Consider the following 16556-nt stretch of genomic DNA (forward strand, 5'->3'; position numbering starts at 1 on the left):
GGGAATCACGACTGCAAATGGGTGAACGACGCTGGGCCGAACGGGGTACGGGACCCCGTTCCGGTTCACCCGCCACGGTGACGGTTCGTACGCACGGCCGACACCTGGTCGAAAAGGCCCTCAGGAGGGGACCGCGGATCTCAGCAGGCGTCGATGAAACGATCCAGCACCCGGACGCCGAACTTCAGGCCCTCCACCGGCACCCGCTCGTCCACGCCGTGGAACATCCCGGCGAAGTCCAGCTCCGGCGGCAGCTGGAGCGGCGCGAAGCCGAAGCAGCGGATGCCGAGGTCGGTGAAGGACTTGGCGTCGGTGCCGCCGGAGAGGCAGTACGGGACGGCCCGGGCGATCGGGTCCTCGGCGCGCAGCGCGGTCTGCATCGCCTCGACCAGGGCGCCGTCGAAGCCGGTCTCGATCGCCTTGTCGCTGTGCAGGCTCTCCCGCTTGACCCGGGGGCCGAGGATGCGGTCGAGGTCGGCCAGGAACTCCTCCTCGTAGCCGGGCAGGAAGCGCCCGTCCACGTGGGCGGTGGCCTGGCCGGGGATGACGTTGACCTTGTAGCCGGCGCCGAGCATGGTCGGGGCGGCGGTGTTGCGCAGCGTGGTGCCGATCATCTTGGCGATGCCGCCGAGCACCCTGAGCGTCTCGTCCATGTCCTCCGGGTCGAGCTCGACGCCGAGCGCGTCCGAGAGCTCGTCCAGGAAGGCCCGGACGGTCTTGGTGATCCGCAGCGGGAACTTGTGCCGGCCGAGCCGGGCCACCGCCTCGCAGAGCTCGGTGATCGCGTTGTCGTCGTTCTCCATCGAGCCGTGGCCGGCCCGGCCCTCGACGGTCAGGCGCATCCAGTGCATGCCCTTCTCCGCCGTCTCGATCAGGTAGAGCCGGTTGCGCTCGTTGACGGTGAAGGAGAAGCCGCCGACCTCGCCGATCGCCTCGGTGACGCCCTCGAAGAGGCCCGGGTGCTTGTCGACCAGGTACCGGGCGCCGTAGGTGCCGCCGGCCTCCTCGTCGGCCAGGAAGGCCAGGACGATGTCACGTGGGGGCTTCCGGTTGGTGCGCAGGCGGTCGCGGATCACCGCGAGCGTCATGGCGTCCATGTCCTTCATGTCCACCGCGCCGCGGCCCCAGACGCAGCCGTCGGCGATCTCGCCACCGAACGGGTCGTAGGTCCAGTCGGCCGCGTTGGCCGGCACCACGTCGGTGTGGCCGTGGATCAGCAGGCCCGGGCGGGACCGGTCCTCTCCCTCGATCCGCACCACGGTGGAGGCCCGGCCCTTGGCCGACTCGATCACCTGGGGCTCCAGTCCGAACTCGGCCAGCTGCGCCGCCACGTACTCGGCGGCGGCCCGCTCGCCCGGGCCCGAGCCGTCCCCGTAGTTGCTGGTGTCGATCCGGATCAGATCCCGGCAGATGTCGGCGACCTCGGACTCCCCCGTCACCTTCGGGGCCCCCTGCCGATCGGCCTGCGAATCGCTCACGATCACTCCTCGTCCCTGGTCGTCTGACCCGTCACCGTTTGCCGTGCGGGTACGGTGCGCCAATCCTCCCCCAGCCACCCCGCCACCCCAAGTGCCATTTCCCGCCGCCGCCCCGCCGTTTCCCCTCGGATCGAAGCCCCGGGGCGGCTCCGGGGAAAGGCTTTTGGGACTACCAGCCGATCTTTGCTACAGTTGTCCATGTCAGCGCGGCACGGAAGCGTGCGCGGCGTGGGCAGACACCCGGTCCGGGTGGCGGAATGGCAGACGCGCTAGCTTGAGGTGCTAGTGCCCTTTATCGGGCGTGGGGGTTCAAGTCCCCCCTCGGACACAGCAAGAAGGCCCCGGCTCTCAGTCGGGGCCTTCCGCGTTTCCCCTCCGATTCGGCGGATAACCGCTGGTCAGAGGTGGTCCGGAAGACTGGTAGTGTTCTCTCTGTCGCCGAGGAGGGCAGCAGGATCCTCCGGAGCACACACCCTGTCCGGGTGGCGGAATGGCAGACGCGCTAGCTTGAGGTGCTAGTGCCCTTTATCGGGCGTGGGGGTTCAAGTCCCCCTCGGACACCACAGTGGAAGGCCCCGGCTCTCGCCGGGGCCTTCCGCGTTTCCCCCGCGCGTCGGCGGGTGCGGGTCAGCCGTCGTTCTCGGCGGTGGGGAGGTAGGCGCCGGGTACCTCGTCCGGGGCGTGCAGCGTGGTCTCGCCCGGGTAGGGGGTGGTCCAGTTGTGGGTCTGGTACCAGACCAGGTGGTCCAGCTGGGCCGGGTTCGCGTAGTCAGGCCGGGCGTCCGGGCCGGTGAGGTGCTGCCGGCCCTTCCAGGCCTCCCACTGGGCGACCAGGGCCGTGTCGGCGGCGGGCGGGGCGACGGTCTTGGGTGCCAGGGCCGTGCCGGGGGCGGTCGGGGTGTCGGCGCCGCAGGCCGGGAGGGTCTTGAGGCCGTCGGTCAGCGAGGTGCGGTTGGGGACGGCCGTGAACGGGGTGTAGTCCGGCGTGGTGGTGAAGGCCGTGGCCATCGGGCTGGCCGCGCTGTCCTTCTGGTTCATCGGGTGGATCCCGAGGATCTGCTCGATGGTGCGGACCATGGTGATCTGCGAGTAGTAGCGGCTGTCCACCGCGCCGTGCTGGGCCCATGGGCTGATCACCTGGATCGGCGCGCGGTGGCCGTCCACGTGGTCCAGGCCGGCCTGGGAGTCGTCCTCGACCACGAAGATCGCCGAGTCCTTCCAGTACGGGCTGTGCGAGATCTCGTCCACGATCTTGCCGGTGGCCAGGTCGTTGTCGGCCACCTGCGCGGCCGGGCTCGCCGGGCCGCCGGTGTGGTCGCTGGAGAGCCAGAGCATGTTGAGCGCGGCCGGGCCGTGCTGCTCGAAGTCCTGCTTCCAGACCTGGTAGCGGTACTGGTCCGGCACGTCGAGGTCGAACTTGGGGAAGCCGGGCACCGACACGGAGTTGAGCGAGGGGATCGGCGAGGAGGAGTCCAGCGGGTAGGCGGTGGGCTTGCCGGTGGCGGCCATGGTCTTGGCGTCGCAGTACAGGGCCTGCCAGTCGGCCCCGGCGGGCTTGCTGAGGAACTGCTGGAACTCGCCGAAGTCGCGCACGCTCTTGCCCGCCGCCTGGGCGCCGGTCCACAGGAAGCCCGAACGCTGGTGGCCGAGGGCGTCGTCCTCGGTGTCGTAGCTGCGCAGGTACTCGCCGGCCGAGGACTCGGTGTACTCCGGATTGTCGGCCTGCATCAGCCAGTTGTGGCCCTCGGCGGAGTTGGTGCCGATGTCGTAGGTGTTGTCGTAGAGCCCGAACTGCTGGGCCAGCGCGTGCTGGTTGGGCGTCACGGCGGCGCCGAACTGGGCCAGCGCCGGGCTGCCGTTGCCCTGGGCGAGATCGCCGAACAGCTGGTCGTAGGTGCGGTTCTCCTTGACGATCAGGAAGACGTGCTTGATCGTCGACGGGTCGCCGAGCCGGGCCGGCACCGGCACCGGCCGGGCCCCGCGCCGGTCGGCCTCGCGGTCGGCGGTGCGGTCGGCCGTGCGGACGGCGCCGGCGGTCCAGCCGTTCTGCCGGAAGACCTTGGCCGTCTGCTCCCGGATCACCCGGTCGCTCGGCAGGGTGAAGCGGGTCAGGCTGGAGGTGGTGTCGTGGGTGTTGTGCGCGCCGGTGGAGTTCGGCCGCCGGGCGTCGACGCCCCGGGTGTTGGAGACCACCACCTGCGAGCCGACGGTGGCGATCTCGGTCGGGAAGTAGTCGGTGGGCAGCAGGCCCACGTAGCCGACCGGCTCCTGCGCACTGGTGAAGCGGTAGACCGCCACCGCGTTCGCCCGGCCGAGGGTGACCAGCAGGCGGCCGTCCCCGGTGAGCGTGACGGCGGTGGGCTCGTAGCCCACCGAGGCCTCCGGCCAGGGCTTGGTGGAGATGGTCTGCACGACCTTGTCGCGCTGGGTGTCGATCACCGACACCTCGTCCGTGCCGGTGTCGGCCACGAACACCACGCCGTCCTTGGCGTACAGGGTGGTCGGGTGCAGGCCCACGGTGAGGGTGCGGACGGCGGCGCTCGGGCGGGCCAGGTCGATCACGCTCACCGTGCCGGTGGTGACGGCGCCCGTGCGCTGGTCGGCGGGCACCTGGGTGCCGTACGAGTTGAGCGTGGCGTCCCCGGCGGTGGCCGGGCGGCCGCCCTCGTTGCCCACGTACAGCTTCTGGCCGACCCGGACCAGGCCGCGCGGGGCGTTGCCCACCGTCCAACTCCGGCCGAGCGCGCCGGTGGTGGTGTCGATCGCCACCACCCGGTTCTGGCCGTTGACCGCCGCGTAGAGCGTGCCGCCATCGGCGGAGAAGGCCGCGCCGGAGGCCAGCGCGTGCCTGCTGCCGTCGGCCGGGACGGCCACCGCCACCGGGTTGCTCAACGAACCGTCAGGGTTGACGGTGAAACGGGTGTAGCCGTCGGGCTGGCCGAGCCAGAGCTGCTTGCCGTCCGGCGAGTAGACCGGGGCCTCCTGGCCGACCGCACCCGTGGGGATCCGCAGGTCGTCGGCCTTGGCGGTGCCGATCCGCTGCTGCACCCGGCCGGTCTTCAGGTCGATGACGACCAGCGAGGCGTCGCCGTCGGCGACCGTGGCGGCCAGGTGGCCGCCGTCCGGGCTCAGCCGGGAGGCCATGATCTTGCCGTCGTTGACGAGCAGTCGGGTGCCGTAGGGCGCGAGGTACTGGTCGCTGGAGATCACCTGGCCGTCGGCGGTGACCTGGCCGACCTGCTCGGTGCCGAACCGATCGGTGGCGGCCAGGGCCGTGCCGGTGGCCACGGCCACCGCCGTGACGCAGGCGGTGGCGAGGGTGGCCCGGCGGCCCAGGCGGCGGCCCAGGCGGCCGTCGAGCCGGCCGTCGAGCCGACTGCCGAGCCGACTGCCGAGCCGACTGCCGAGCCGACTGTCGAGCAGGGCGGAGTGCGGACGGGGGCGGGGTACGCGGCGGCGGATCACCTGCATGGTGCTGTCCCTTCGTGCGGTCGAAGTGGTACGCGTGCAGTGGTGTGGGAGGTCAGAGCAGCGGGAGGTCGGAGCAGGGCCTCGGGGTTTCAGAGCAGGGGGAGCTCGGCGTCGAACTGCCAGAGCGGGTTGGGGGCGTCGCCGGTCGGGGTGCGGACCAGGAAGTAGCCGTTGACCTCCTTGGGGCCGTCGCCGTCGGCCACCAGCTGGCCGTTCGGCGCGAGGTCGAGCTGGTAGACCGCCTGGCCGGCGGCGGCCACGCCCGGGAGGTGCCAGGAGACGACGCAGCGCCAGTCGTTGCCCGCGCCCTGCGGGTCGACCTGACCGTCGCCGCGCTCGCAGGCGGCGGTGGCGGCGAGCTGGTCCTCGGTGACGGCGGGGCGGTGCAGCTGCTCGGTCTGCAGCCGGTAGAGGTGGGCGAAGGCCGTGGCCACCGCGCGCTGCACCTTGGCCTGGGTGAGGCCGGTGCCGCTCGCGGGCTCGGCCGCGGCCACCGCCGCGACGGTCAGCGCGAGCAGACCGGCCAGCGGCAGCACCCCGAGGGTGAGCGCTCGGCGGCCCGCGCCGTCCTCGCTGCCGGTGGTGAAATCGCGCCGGACGAACAGCCTGCGGGCCGCCATGGTGGCCACGGCCGCCCAGGCCAGGCTGACCACCACCGAGATCAGCAGCTCCTCGGGCCGGGCCGGGGCGGTGAACAGCCCGTGCCAGGAGACGTACGCGTAGCCGGGCAGGGCCAGCCGCAACTCCACCGGCAGCGGCAGCAGTTGGGCCACCTGCACCGCGACGGCCACCAGCGCGGGCAGCAGCAGGCCCATCGGCGAGCGTCCGAGCAGCACGGAGCCGAGCAGCCCGATCGCGGCCAGCGCCAGGGTGGGCGCGAGCGCGCAGAGCCAGGCGAGCAGCACGGCGCCGGCCGCCTCGCCGGGCGCGAGCTGGTGCCCGTCCAGGCCGGGCAGCGGCCGGTTGCCGACGGCGAGCAGGCCGCCGAGGATGCCGGAGGCTGCCAGCCCGGCCACCAGCACCGCCAGCACGGTGGCGGTGGCCAGCGCCTTGGCGGCGAAGATCCGCTGCGGCGAACGGACCGTCACCAGCAGGTGCCGCCAGGTGCCGAGCCGGTCCTCGGCCGCGAACACGTCGCCCGCGACCACCGAGACCAGCAGCGGCAGCGCCCAGGACCCGGCGAAGCCCAGCACCACCAGCGGGCCGGCCCAGCCGGTGGCGTGCATCCAGCGGCCGAACAGGGTGTCGGAGGGCAGCGTGCCCTGCTGCGCCACGGCCGCCACGAAAAGCCCCGGCAGCAGCCAGCAGGCCAGCACCAGCAGGCGGACCCGCCACTGCGCGACCAGCTTGACCGCCTCGAAGCGGTACACCCGGGCGAGGGGGATGCGCTCCGCGGCGAGGATCGTCAGCTCGGCCGTGCGGGGCGGGGTGATGGTGGTGGGGATTGGGTCGGCAGTGCGGACCGGGTCGGCGGTGGGGATTGGGTCGGTCGTGGGTGTGGTCATCGCTGCTCCCCCGGTCGGTCGGCCGGCCGGGCGGCCGACTGGGTGGTTTCCGGCTCGGTCAGGGCGAGGAAGGCGGCCTCCAATGGCGGTACCACGGGCGCGAGTTCGCGGAGGCGGATCCCCGCATGGACCAGGGCGCCGACCAGGTGCTCGACGGCCGGGGCCGAGGCGCGGACGACCAGCGGGCCCTCGCCCTCGACCACCCGGACGCCCGGGGTGGCCGCCGCGACGGTACGGGCGGCCGGCGGGTCGGAGGTGAGCAGGCGGTGGTCGAGTTCGGGGCTGTCGGCGGCCAGCTTCTCCAGCGGGCCGGCGAAGCGGACCCGGCCGGCGGCGAGGATGGTCACCTCGGAGCAGAGGGCCGCCAGGTCGTCCATCCGGTGGCTAGAGAGCACCACCGTGACGCCCTCGGCCGCGAGCCGGCGGAGGGCGGCGTGCACGTGCTGCTTGCCGGCCGGGTCCAGGCCGTTGGCCGGCTCGTCCAGTACCAGCAGGCGCGGCTCGGTGAGCAGCGCGGCGGCCAGGCCGAGGCGCTGCCGCATGCCGAGCGAGAAGCCCCGCACCCGGTCTTCGGCCACCGCCGTCAGCCCGACCTCGGCCAGCACCTCGTCGATCCGGGCCGGGCGGGTGCGGCGGCCGCCGTGCAGAGCCGCGAAGGCGGCCAGGTTCTTCCGCGCGGTGAGCGAGGGGTACAGCCCGGGCCCGTCCACGAATCCGGCCACCTGCGGCGGCCCCGCCAGGGCCCGCCCGACCGGCCGGCCCAGCACCGCCAACTCCCCCGCATCGGGCACCACCAGCCCGAGCAGCAGCCCGAGCAGCGTCGTCTTCCCCGCCCCGTTCGGCCCGGCCAGCCCGTGGATCCGCCCGGGCGCCAGGTCAAGGCTCACCCCGTCCAGCGCCAGGACGTCACCGAAGCTCTTGGTCAAGTCACGTGCGCGTACGGCGGGTTGACTCTCCTGCATGGCCCCTCCTTACGTTCCCCGGGGAACGTAAGGCTTGACGGGGCACGCTCAGAGTCTCACGACTGAACGGTGGCGAAACATCAGTCGGCCGAGGGTCCTCATGCGCGGCGCAGCCGAATCCTGGTCTGGGGCCAGCCACTGAACTCGACGCGGGAGTCGAAGCCGACCACCGCGCCCTCCGTCACCGCGACCCCGTAGGTCTCACTGTCCCTCTTGCCGCGGTTGACCCAGCGCAGACCCGACCAGCGCAGTTGCACCCGATGGTGGCCCGGCCGGACGGGGACGGCGATCTCTCCGCCGGGGTAGAGGCGACCCACCTGGGCTCCGTCGACCCACACCTCGAAGAACGGGAACTTCGGGTCATGATCCCGGCTGATCCGGATGGTCCCGTCCTGCACGATCGGCTCCCCCCGTCGACGATCAACTCCGACCCACGATAGGCGGATCAGGCCTGCGGGGCATGGACCGGGGTGCCGCCGAGGAAGGTGTGGGTGGGGAGGAGGGTGGCGAGGGCCTCGGTGGGGGTGGTGGTGGGGTCGGCGGGCCAGATGGTGAGGTCGGCGAGGCGGCCGGGGGTGAGGGTGCCGCGCAGGTGGGTCTCGTGGGTGAGGCGGGTGGCGGCGGTGGTGTGGAGGGCGAGGGCCTCGGCGCGGGTGATGGTCTGGGCCGGGCCGAGGACGCCGGCCACGGTGGTGCGGGTGGTCAGGCCGTGCAGGGAGTGGGCGGCTCCGAAGGCGCCGACGGGGTAGTCGGAGCCGGCCGAGAGGTCGGCGCCCGCGTCCAGCCAGGCACGGGCCGGGAAGAGCGCGGCCACCCGGTCCTCGCCCCAGTACTCGGTCTGGATGGCGGCGGCGTCGTGCAGCAGGGGCTGCTGGATGGTGATCGGGATGCCGAGGGCGACGGCGCGGCGGCGCTGGATCTCGTCGGCCAGGCCGCCGTGTTCCATCACCAGCGTGCCGTACGGCAGCCCGGGCAGCCGCCCCTGCACCCGCTCGTACAGGTCGAGCAGGGTGCGCACCCCCCGGTCACCGTACGCGTGGATGCCGACCCGCCAGCCGCGCCGGGCGACCAGCTCGACCGCCGACTGCAACTCGGCTTCTTCCCAGGCCAGTTGACCGGTGTACCCCGGGGTCGGGCAGTGCGCCGGGCAGTACGGGGTCTCCAGCGCCCCGGCCTCGATGCCGCCGTCCATCCAGAACTTGACGCCCCAGACCCCCAGCCAGGGGTCGCCGAGGTGACGCCAGGGCTCCATGCCGTCCAGCAACTCCTCGACCTGGTGGCGGGAGCTGAAGCCGAGCGTGGAGAGCAGCACCCGGACCCGGCAGCCGAGGCCGCCCTCCTCGCGGAGCTGCCGGAGGGCCGCCAGGTCGGCGAGGGAGGAGTTGGTGTCGCGGACCGTGCCGATGCCGGTGGCCGCGTAAGCGTGGGAGGCCAGCCGCAGGCCATCCAGCTTGGCGCGCTGGTCGGGCACCGGCAGGTGCGGGCGGATCAGGGCCAGGCCGCCGCGCAGGTGGCCGGTGGGCTGCCCGGCGGGGTCGCGGGTGACGGCGCCGCCGGCCGGGTCCGGGGTGGTGGCATCGATGCCGCAGCGGCGTAGGGCGACGCCGTTGAGCACCTGGTTGTGCACGCCGCGCAGCACGAGCACGGGGTGCTGATCGGTGGCGGTGTCCAGCTCGGCGGCGGTGGGGAAGCGGCGTTCGGCCAGGTTGAGCTCCTGCCAGTGGCCGGCCGTGCGGATCCACTCGCCGGGCGGGGTGCGGTCGGCCCGGGCCCGGATCAGGTCGAGCAGCTCGGCGATCGAGCGGGCCCCGTCCACCGACACGTCCTGGGCGCTGTCCCCCGCCGCGATCAGGTGGGTGTGGGTGTCGTCGAAGGCCGGCAGCACGGTGGCCCCGGGCAGGTCGAGCACCGTGGTGGCCGGCCCGATCAGGTGGTCGAGCCCCTCCGGCGCGGCCGCCACCGCGTACACCCGGTCGCCCCGGACGGCCAGCGCGCGCTGCGGCGGCTCGCCGGGGACGAGGGTGTGGATGCGGCCGGCTCGGAGCAGCAGGTCGGCGGAGGACACGGGCGTCTCCAAGGGGGCGCGGAGGGGGTGGGCGGGGGCCCGGCGGCAGCGGGCGAGGGATGTCGGGCGGCAGCGGTCCGGGTCAGGCGGTAGCGGGCTGGATCAGGCGGCGGCAGCAGGTCCGGTCGCGCCGGGCCGGGCAGCAGCAGGCCCGGTCAGGCCGAGGTGGGCCGGGTCAGGCCGAGGTGGGCCCGGTCAAGCCGAGGTGGGCCGGATCAGGCGGTCGTCCGGGATGACGGCCACGCCGAGGATCTCGATCAGGGCCTCGGGCTGCCAGAGGGCGGTGGTGCCGATGCCGGCCATCGCCGGGTAGACCGGGCCGGCGAGTTCGCGCCAGACCCGGCCGATCTCGCGGCCGTGGGCCTGGTAGTCGGGGATGTCGGTGAGGTAGAGGGTGATGCTCACCAGGTCCTCGGGGCGGCCGCCCGCGGCGGCGAGGGTGGTGAGCACGTTGCCGAAGGCCTGCCGGAACTGTTCGACGATGCCGCCCGGGACGATCTTCATGTCCCGGTCCAGGGCCGTCTGCCCGCCCAGGTGGAGGGTGTTGCCGCTGAGGGTGCCGTGCGAGTAGCCGCTGGGCTTGGGCAGGTTCGGGGGGTTGACCGGAACGGGCGTCAGATCGGTTGCCATGGCGAGCTCCTGGGGACGGGAACTTGGGCGCCGTCACCGTAACATCTATTGACAGTCTTGTGACGGCCGTAGAAATAATGAAATACGGACGCCGAATCCGGCACGGACGAAGGGGAGCAAGGCTGATGCACCTCGCGACGGTGGCCCACGCGGCCGGTACCAGCGCCGCAGTCCTCGACGGGGGTGAGTGGCGGGCGCTGCCGGCCGCCGACCTCTCGGCCTTCCTGGCCTCGGGCGCGGTGGCCGACACCACCGGCGAGGTGATCGCGGGGGCCGTGCCGGTGCTGCCGCTGCCCGCGCCGGGCAAGGTGATCTGCTGCGGCCTCAACTACGCCGACCACATCCGGGAGACCGGGCGGGAGCTGCCCGCCCACCCCACCCTCTTCACCAAGTACGCGGACACCCTGCTCGGCCCCACCGCCGACCTGGTGCTGCCCAAGGGCCTGGAGGTGGACTGGGAGGCCGAGCTCGCCGTGGTGGTCGGCACCACGCTGCGGCGGGCCGACCGCGCCACCGCCCTGGCCGGGATCGCCGGGTACACGGTGGCCAACGACATCTCCGTGCGCGACTGGCAGTACCGGACGCTGGAGTGGTTCCAGGGCAAGGCCTGGGACGCCTCCACCCCGCTCGGCCCGGTGGTGGTCACCCCGGACGAGCTCGACCCGGCCGCCGGGGTCGAGGTGATCTGCCGGGTCAACGGCGAGCAGGTGCAGCGGGACAGCACCCGGACGCTGGTCTTCGACGCGGCCGACCTGCTCGCCTACATCTCCACCTTCACCGTGCTGCGCCCCGGCGACCTGGTGCTGACCGGCACGCCCGGCGGCGTCGGGGTGGCCCGGGAGCCCAAGCGCTTCCTCGCCCACGGGGACGTGGTGGAGACCGAGATCCCCGGCATCGGCACCCTGCGCACCACCGTCCGGTTCGACGGCTGACCAGCCGCCGGGCCCGCACCACCGTCCGCTTCGACGGCTGAACACCACGGCACCTCTGACTAGGAGCTTCGATGGACCCCACGCCCAGCGACTACATCCTCGACGGTGACAACTCGATGTACGCCACGGCGAGCGGCCTGGTGGTGCCGGTGGTGACCAGGGCCGGCACCGAGCCCGGGGACACCGGGCAGTCGGACGGCGCCACCCGGATCTCGGGGATCAGCATCCAGCACACCCCGGCCACCAAGCTCTGGTTCGGCAAGGTGCACAACGAGGCCGGGTACCGCTCCGTGCCGCACCACCACGGCGAGGCCGAGACCGGCGGGTACGTGCTCTCCGGCCGGGGCCGGATCTACTTCGGCGCGAAGTTCGAGGACTACCTCGACCTGACCGAGGGCGACTGGGTCTTCGTGCCGCCCTTCCTGCCGCACGTGGAGTGCAACCTCGACCGGAACAACCCGCTGACCTGGATGACCACCCGCACCCCCGAGAACATCGTGGTCAACCTCCCCCAGGTGCCCGACGCCGAGCTGCCGGACTGGCTGGAGCGCCCCTGATGGCCGACACCACCTCGGAGGCCTTCACCGCCGCCGTCACGCTGACCCCGGCGGAGCCCGAGCACTTCGACCTCGCCTTCACCGCCGTCACCCAGCCCTGCCCCTGGCCGAAGGCGTACGGCGGCGACCTGGTCGCCCAGGCCACCGCGGCGGCCATGCGCTCGGTGACGGACGGGAAGGCGCTGCACTCGATGCACTCCTACTTCATGCGCCCGGCCGAGATCGGCAAGCAGGTGCGGTACGAGGTGGAGCTGCTGCGCGACGGCCGGGGGTACGCGACCCGGCAGGTGCGCGGGTACCAGAACGGCAAGGCGCTCTACGTCTGCCTGGCCAACTTCGCGGCCGGCGAGCCCGGCGGCAGCCACCAGCCCGAACTCCCCGCCGTGCCAGGCCCCGAGGAGCTGCCCAGCTCGGCCGAGTACCTGGCCGACCGGAGCGGCGGCACGATGACGGCGGGCTCGAAGGCCTACTGGTCCGGCGGCCGCAGCTTCGACATGCGGCACGTGCCGGGCCCGGTCTACCTCTCGGTGGAGGGCGCCCGGGTCCCCCACCAGGCCGTCTGGGTCAGGCCGTTCGACGCGCTGCGGCCGGTGGAGGGGCTGACCGACGCGCAGCGGGACGCGGCGGCGCTGGCCTACGTCTGCGACTACACGATCCTGGAGCCGGTGCTGCGGGTGCTCGGCCTGCACTGGGCGCAGGAGGGCCTGGTCACCGCCAGCCTGGACCACGCGATGTGGTTCCACCGTCCGCTCCGGCCGGGGGTGGCGGACGGCTGGCTGCTCTACGCCCAGCAGGCGGAGGCGGCCGAGGCCGGGCGGGGTCTGGGCTCCGGCCGGTTCTTCGGCCCCGACGGCGCGCAGCTGGCCACCGTGCTGCAGGAGGGGATGATCCGCGCGGGCGGGCCGGAGGTGGGGCGGTCATGACCGGCCCGGCCACGGCCCACCTGGACACCTTCGCCCGGGACCACCTGCCGCCGGCCGGGCAGTGGCCGGTGCTGGAGTTCACCACCGAGCTGCTCCGCTACCCCGAACGCCTCAACGCAGCCGTGGAGTTGATCGACCGGCCGACCGAGGAGCACGGCCCGGACCGGCCCGCGCTGCGCACCCCCGAGGGCGAGGTGTGGAGCTACGGCGAGCTGCGGCTGCGCTCCGACCAGGTGGCCCAGGTGCTCACCGAGGACCTCGGCCTGGTGCCGGGCAACCGGGTGCTGCTCCGCTCCCCCAACAACCCCTGGGCGGTGGCCGCTTGGCTCGGGGTGCTGAAGGCGGGCGGGATCGTGGTCTCCACCATGGCCGCGCTGCGGGCCCGCGAGCTGGGGCCGATCGTGGCCAAGACCCGGCCGGTGGTGGCCCTGGTCGACCACCGGTACCTGGACGAGGTGCTGGCCCTGCGGGCCTCCGCCGCACCGGAGTTGATCGTGCTGGCGCACGGCGGCGACGGCGCCGACGACCTGAGCCGGCGGGCCGGGGCGAAGTCCGGGCGGTACACGGCCGTGGACACCGCCGCCGAGGACGTGGCGCTGTTCGGGCCGACCTCGGGCACCACCGGCGTGCCCAAGGTGACCGTGCACTTCCACCGCGACCTGCTCTCGATCGACAACACCTTCGGCCGGTGCACGCTGCGGCTGCGCCCGGACGACCTGGTCTCCTGCACCGCGCCGTTCGCCTTCACCTTCGGCCTGGGCATGCTGGTGGTCTTCACCCTCCGGGCCGGCGCCTGCGCCTTCCTCACCGAGGCCACCACCCCGGTGCAGCTGGCCGGGCTGGTCGCCGAGCACGGGGTGACGGTGCTGGCCACCGCACCCACCGCGTACCAGCAGATCGTCAAGTCAGGTGGCGTGCAGCAGCTTTCGGGCCTGCGCCGGGCGGTCAGCGCGGGCGAGCACATCCCGCAGGGGCTCTGGGAGCAGCTGCGCGCCGAGCTCGGCATCGAGGTGATCGACGGGATCGGCGCCACCGAGCTGCTGCACATCTTCATCTCGGCCGCGGGTGCGGAGATCCGCCCGGGCTCGACCGGCCGGCCGGTGCCCGGGTACCGGGCCACCGTGCTCGGCCCGGACGGCACCGAGGCCGGGCCCGGGGTGCCGGGGCGGCTCGGGGTGATCGGCCCGGTCGGCTGCCGGTACCTGGACGACGAACGGCAGGCCGACTACGTGGTGAACGGCTGGAACGTCACCGGTGACACCTTCCTGCGCGACGAGGACGGCTACTTCTGGTACCAGGCGCGCAGCGACGACATGATCGTCTCCTCCGGCTACAACATCGCCGGCCCCGAGGTGGAGGCCGCCATCGCCACCCACCCGGACGTGACCGAGACGGCCGTGGTGGCCGCGCCGGATGCCGAACGCGGCTCGGTGGTCTGCGCGTTCGTGGTGCTGCGCGAGGGCGTGGCCGGGGACGCGGCCAAGGTCAAGGAGCTCCAGGACCACGTCAAGGGGCTGCTCGCGCCGTACAAGTACCCGCGCGAGGTGCGGTTCACCGACGCGCTGCCGCGCAATCCCAGCGGCAAGCTCCAGCACTTCAAGCTCCGGCAGCTCGTGGCGGACCGGACGGGGGACGAGGCATGAGGATCGCGATCGCGGGCGGCGGCCCGGGCGGGCTCTACTTCGCCGCCCTGATGAAGCAGTTGGACCCGGCGCACGAGGTGACCGTCTGGGAGCGCAACGCGCCGGACGACACCTTCGGCTTCGGCGTGGTCTTCTCCGACGAGACGCTCAGCGGGATCGGCAACGCCGACGAGGTGGTGCACGCCGCGATGGAGCGGCGGTTCGCCCGCTGGACGGACATCGACATCGAGGTGGCGGGCAGTCGCTTCACCGTGGGCGGCCAGGGCTTCGCCGCGATGGGCCGCAAGGAGCTGCTGGGCATCCTCCAGCGCCGGGCCGCCGAGCTCGGCGTCACCGTCCACTACTGCACCCCGGTGCCGGACGCGGCCGAACTCCGGCTCTCCCACGACCTGGTGGTGGCCGCCGACGGCCTCAACTCGGCGATCCGGGCCAAGTACGCGGAGTCCTTCGGCCCGGCGCTGGACCGACGGCGCAACAAGTACATCTGGCTCGGCACCGACCTGGTCTTCGAGGCGTTCCAGTTCTTCGTCAAGCAGACGGAGTGGGGCACCATGCAGATCCACGGCTACCCGTACTCCGGATCCGGCTCCACCTTCATCGTCGAGATGCACGAGGAGGTCTGGCGCCGGGCCGGCTTCGACCGCACCGAGGGCCGGGAGCTGCCACCGGGCGAATCGGACGAGTACGCCGTGGAGCGGATCCGCCAGCTGTTCGCCGAAGAGCTGCGCGGCCACCGGGTCTTGACCAACAACTCGAAGTGGCTGAGCTTCACCACCGTGCGCAACGAGCGCTGGTACGAGGGCAATCTGGTGCTGCTCGGCGACGCCGCGCACACCGCGCACTTCTCGATCGGCTCGGGCACCAAGCTGGCCATGGAGGACGCCCTGGCATTGGCCGCCTGCCTGCACGAACACCCCGCGGTGGAGCCGGCGTTGGCGGCGTACCAGGCCGAGCGCAAGCCGGTGGTCGAGTCCACCCAGCGGGCCGCGCAGGCCTCGCTGGAGTGGTTCGAGAACATCGGCATGTACGCGGGCCAGGCGCCGGCCCAGTTCGCGTTCAACCTGCTGACCAGGTCGCGGCGGATCACCTTCGAGAACCTGCGGGAGCGGGACGCGGGGTTCGCGGCGCTGATGGAACGGGAGTTCGCGCGGCACGAGCAGGCGCCGGCGGTCGCGCCGGCGATGTTCCAGCCGGTCTCGATCGGGCCGCTGGAGCTCAAGAACCGGATCGTCGTCTCCCCGATGGACATGTACTCCTCGGTGGACGGCGTACCCGGCGACTTCCACCTGGTGCACCTCGGGTCCAAGGCGCTGGGCGGTGCGGGGCTGGTGATGAGCGAGATGGTCTGCGTCTCGCCGGAGGGCCGGATCACCCCGGGCTGCCCGGGCCTGTGGACCGAGGAGCAGGGCCAAGCCTGGCGCCGGGTCACCGAGTTCGTGCACGCCAACACCACCGGCCGGATCGGCCTGCAGCTGGGCCACTCCGGCCGCAAGGGCTCGACCAGGCTGATGTGGGAGGGCATCGACCAGCCGCTGCCCGAGGGCAACTGGGAGGTGATCGGCCCCTCCGCCCTCCCGTACGGCCCCGGCAGCCACCTGCCGCGCGCCGCCACCCGGGCCGATCTCGACCGGGTGGTGACTGAGTTCGCCGCCGCCGCCGAGCGCGGGGTGCGGGCCGGGTTCGACCTGATCGAGGTGCACGCGGCCCATGGCTACCTGCTCTCCTCCTTCCTCTCCCCCGTGGCCAACCACCGCACCGACGAGTACGGCGGCCCGCTGGCGAACCGGCTGCGCTTCCCTCTGGAGGTCTTCGACGCCGTGCGGCAGGCCGTGCCCGCCGCGATCCCGGTCACCGTCCGGATCTCGGCCACCGACTGGGTGCCGGACGGCAACACCGAGGAGGACGCGGTGGAGATCGCCCGGGCCTTCATCGCGCACGGCGCCGCCGCGATCGACGTCTCCTCGGGGCAGGTCACCCAGGACGAGAAGCCGGCCTACGGCCGCTCGTACCAGACCCCGTTCGCCGACAAGATCCGCCACCGGGTGGCCGAGCCGGCCGGGGTCAAGGTGATCGCGGTGGGCGCGATCTCCTCCTACGACGACGTCAACTCCATCCTGCTGGCCGGCCGGGCCGACCTCTGCGCGCTCGGCCGCACCCACCTCTACAACCCGCAGTGGACCCTGCAGGCCGCCGCCGAACAGGAGTACGCCGGCCCCGCCGCCGCCTGGCCGCTCCCCTGGGAGGCCGGCCGCCGCAAGCCGCCCACCGCCCGCACCGACCGCGTGCCGCCCCGGCTCGAACTGCTCCGCACCGGCGGCGCCGACCAGGTCCACCTGCGGTGGACGCCGGGCGCGGCCGCCGAGCCTTCCGGTCCGATGAGATCATGACCG

Annotated in this window: 12 protein-coding genes and 2 tRNA genes; 7 read left to right on the forward strand and 7 right to left on the reverse strand. The window is 73.0% G+C overall.

The window, feature by feature from the left end; all coding sequences use genetic code 11:
* Nucleotides 1-140 precede the first annotated feature (140 nt).
* Entirely contained in the window at nt 141-1478 is a 1338-nt protein-coding gene (locus CFP65_RS06880) for a M20/M25/M40 family metallo-hydrolase (RefSeq protein WP_104815249.1), read from the reverse strand.
* 243 nt (nt 1479-1721) lie between these two features.
* Between CFP65_RS06880 and CFP65_RS06885 the strand changes: the two genes are divergently transcribed.
* Both CFP65_RS06885 and CFP65_RS06890 read left to right on the forward strand, forming a co-directional pair.
* Nucleotides 1722-1806 (forward strand) — tRNA-Leu (locus CFP65_RS06885).
* Between the two features lie 148 nt (nt 1807-1954).
* Nucleotides 1955-2041 (forward strand) — tRNA-Leu (locus tag CFP65_RS06890).
* A gap of 64 nt (nt 2042-2105) precedes the next feature.
* Here CFP65_RS06890 and CFP65_RS06895 read toward each other — a convergent pair.
* From CFP65_RS06895 to CFP65_RS06925, 6 genes are all read right to left on the reverse strand, one after another.
* Nucleotides 2106-4949 carry a bifunctional YncE family protein/alkaline phosphatase family protein gene (locus tag CFP65_RS06895; RefSeq protein ID WP_104815250.1) on the reverse strand — a complete coding sequence of 948 codons (2844 nt, stop codon included), beginning with the start codon at nt 4947-4949 and terminating at the stop codon, nt 2106-2108.
* Between the two features lie 89 nt (nt 4950-5038).
* Complete coding sequence (locus CFP65_RS06900) at nt 5039-6454, reverse strand: ABC transporter permease (protein WP_254552266.1); 1416 nt, start codon at nt 6452-6454, stop codon at nt 5039-5041.
* Nucleotides 6451-7416, reverse strand: coding sequence for an ABC transporter ATP-binding protein (locus tag CFP65_RS06910; protein WP_217368143.1), 966 nt, complete (start codon nt 7414-7416; stop codon nt 6451-6453). The genes CFP65_RS06900 and CFP65_RS06910 overlap by 4 nt, the downstream gene beginning before the upstream one ends.
* Nucleotides 7417-7514: 98 nt before the next feature.
* On the reverse strand, nt 7515-7814 hold the full coding sequence (locus CFP65_RS06915) for a hypothetical protein (protein ID WP_104815252.1): 300 nt from the start codon (nt 7812-7814) through the stop codon (nt 7515-7517).
* A 47-nt stretch (nt 7815-7861) separates the two neighbouring features.
* Complete coding sequence (locus CFP65_RS06920) at nt 7862-9481, reverse strand: amidohydrolase (protein ID WP_217368144.1); 1620 nt, start codon at nt 9479-9481, stop codon at nt 7862-7864.
* A gap of 195 nt (nt 9482-9676) precedes the next feature.
* Nucleotides 9677-10111 carry a RidA family protein gene (locus CFP65_RS06925; RefSeq protein ID WP_104815253.1) on the reverse strand — a complete coding sequence of 145 codons (435 nt, stop codon included), beginning with the start codon at nt 10109-10111 and terminating at the stop codon, nt 9677-9679.
* Between the two features lie 125 nt (nt 10112-10236).
* Here CFP65_RS06925 and CFP65_RS06930 point away from each other — a divergent pair, with 125 nt between their 5' ends.
* The 5 genes from CFP65_RS06930 to CFP65_RS06950 all read left to right on the forward strand — a co-directional run bounded on the left by CFP65_RS06930 (nt 10237) and on the right by CFP65_RS06950 (nt 16553).
* Nucleotides 10237-11043 (forward strand): fumarylacetoacetate hydrolase family protein, encoded by an 807-nt coding sequence (locus CFP65_RS06930; RefSeq protein WP_104815254.1) that lies wholly within the window; start codon nt 10237-10239, stop codon nt 11041-11043.
* A 71-nt stretch (nt 11044-11114) separates the two neighbouring features.
* Nucleotides 11115-11600 (forward strand): cupin domain-containing protein, encoded by a 486-nt coding sequence (locus CFP65_RS06935; RefSeq protein WP_104815255.1) that lies wholly within the window; start codon nt 11115-11117, stop codon nt 11598-11600.
* Nucleotides 11600-12523 carry an acyl-CoA thioesterase II gene (locus CFP65_RS06940; protein ID WP_104815256.1) on the forward strand — a complete coding sequence of 308 codons (924 nt, stop codon included), beginning with the start codon at nt 11600-11602 and terminating at the stop codon, nt 12521-12523. The genes CFP65_RS06935 and CFP65_RS06940 overlap by 1 nt, the downstream gene beginning before the upstream one ends.
* Nucleotides 12520-14166 (forward strand): AMP-binding protein, encoded by a 1647-nt coding sequence (locus tag CFP65_RS06945; protein ID WP_104815257.1) that lies wholly within the window; start codon nt 12520-12522, stop codon nt 14164-14166. Before CFP65_RS06940 ends, CFP65_RS06945 begins: the two co-directional genes overlap by 4 nt.
* Nucleotides 14163-16553, forward strand: a complete 2391-nt coding sequence (locus CFP65_RS06950; RefSeq protein ID WP_104815258.1) for a bifunctional salicylyl-CoA 5-hydroxylase/oxidoreductase — start codon at nt 14163-14165, stop codon at nt 16551-16553. The genes CFP65_RS06945 and CFP65_RS06950 overlap by 4 nt, the downstream gene beginning before the upstream one ends.
* Nucleotides 16554-16556: the final 3 nt, after the last annotated feature.

Origin of the sequence: Kitasatospora sp. MMS16-BH015, assembly GCF_002943525.1 — a bacterium.
In the GTDB taxonomy this organism is placed as follows: domain Bacteria; phylum Actinomycetota; class Actinomycetes; order Streptomycetales; family Streptomycetaceae; genus Kitasatospora.

Bases quoted from the DNA above. Each gene is read 5' to 3' on its own strand.
- CFP65_RS06895 (WP_104815250.1), bottom strand. From the start codon at position 4,949: ATGCAGGTGATCCGCCGCCGCGTACCCCGCCCCCGTCCGCACTCCGCC.
- CFP65_RS06900 (WP_254552266.1), bottom strand. From the start codon at position 6,454: ATGACCACACCCACGACCGACCCAATCCCCACCGCCGACCCGGTCCGC.
- CFP65_RS06910 (WP_217368143.1), bottom strand. From the start codon at position 7,416: ATGCAGGAGAGTCAACCCGCCGTACGCGCACGTGACTTGACCAAGAGC.
- CFP65_RS06925 (WP_104815253.1), bottom strand. From the start codon at position 10,111: ATGGCAACCGATCTGACGCCCGTTCCGGTCAACCCCCCGAACCTGCCC.
- CFP65_RS06930 (WP_104815254.1), top strand. From the start codon at position 10,237: ATGCACCTCGCGACGGTGGCCCACGCGGCCGGTACCAGCGCCGCAGTC.
- CFP65_RS06935 (WP_104815255.1), top strand. From the start codon at position 11,115: ATGGACCCCACGCCCAGCGACTACATCCTCGACGGTGACAACTCGATG.
- CFP65_RS06940 (WP_104815256.1), top strand. From the start codon at position 11,600: ATGGCCGACACCACCTCGGAGGCCTTCACCGCCGCCGTCACGCTGACC.
- CFP65_RS06945 (WP_104815257.1), top strand. From the start codon at position 12,520: ATGACCGGCCCGGCCACGGCCCACCTGGACACCTTCGCCCGGGACCAC.
- CFP65_RS06950 (WP_104815258.1), top strand. From the start codon at position 14,163: ATGAGGATCGCGATCGCGGGCGGCGGCCCGGGCGGGCTCTACTTCGCC.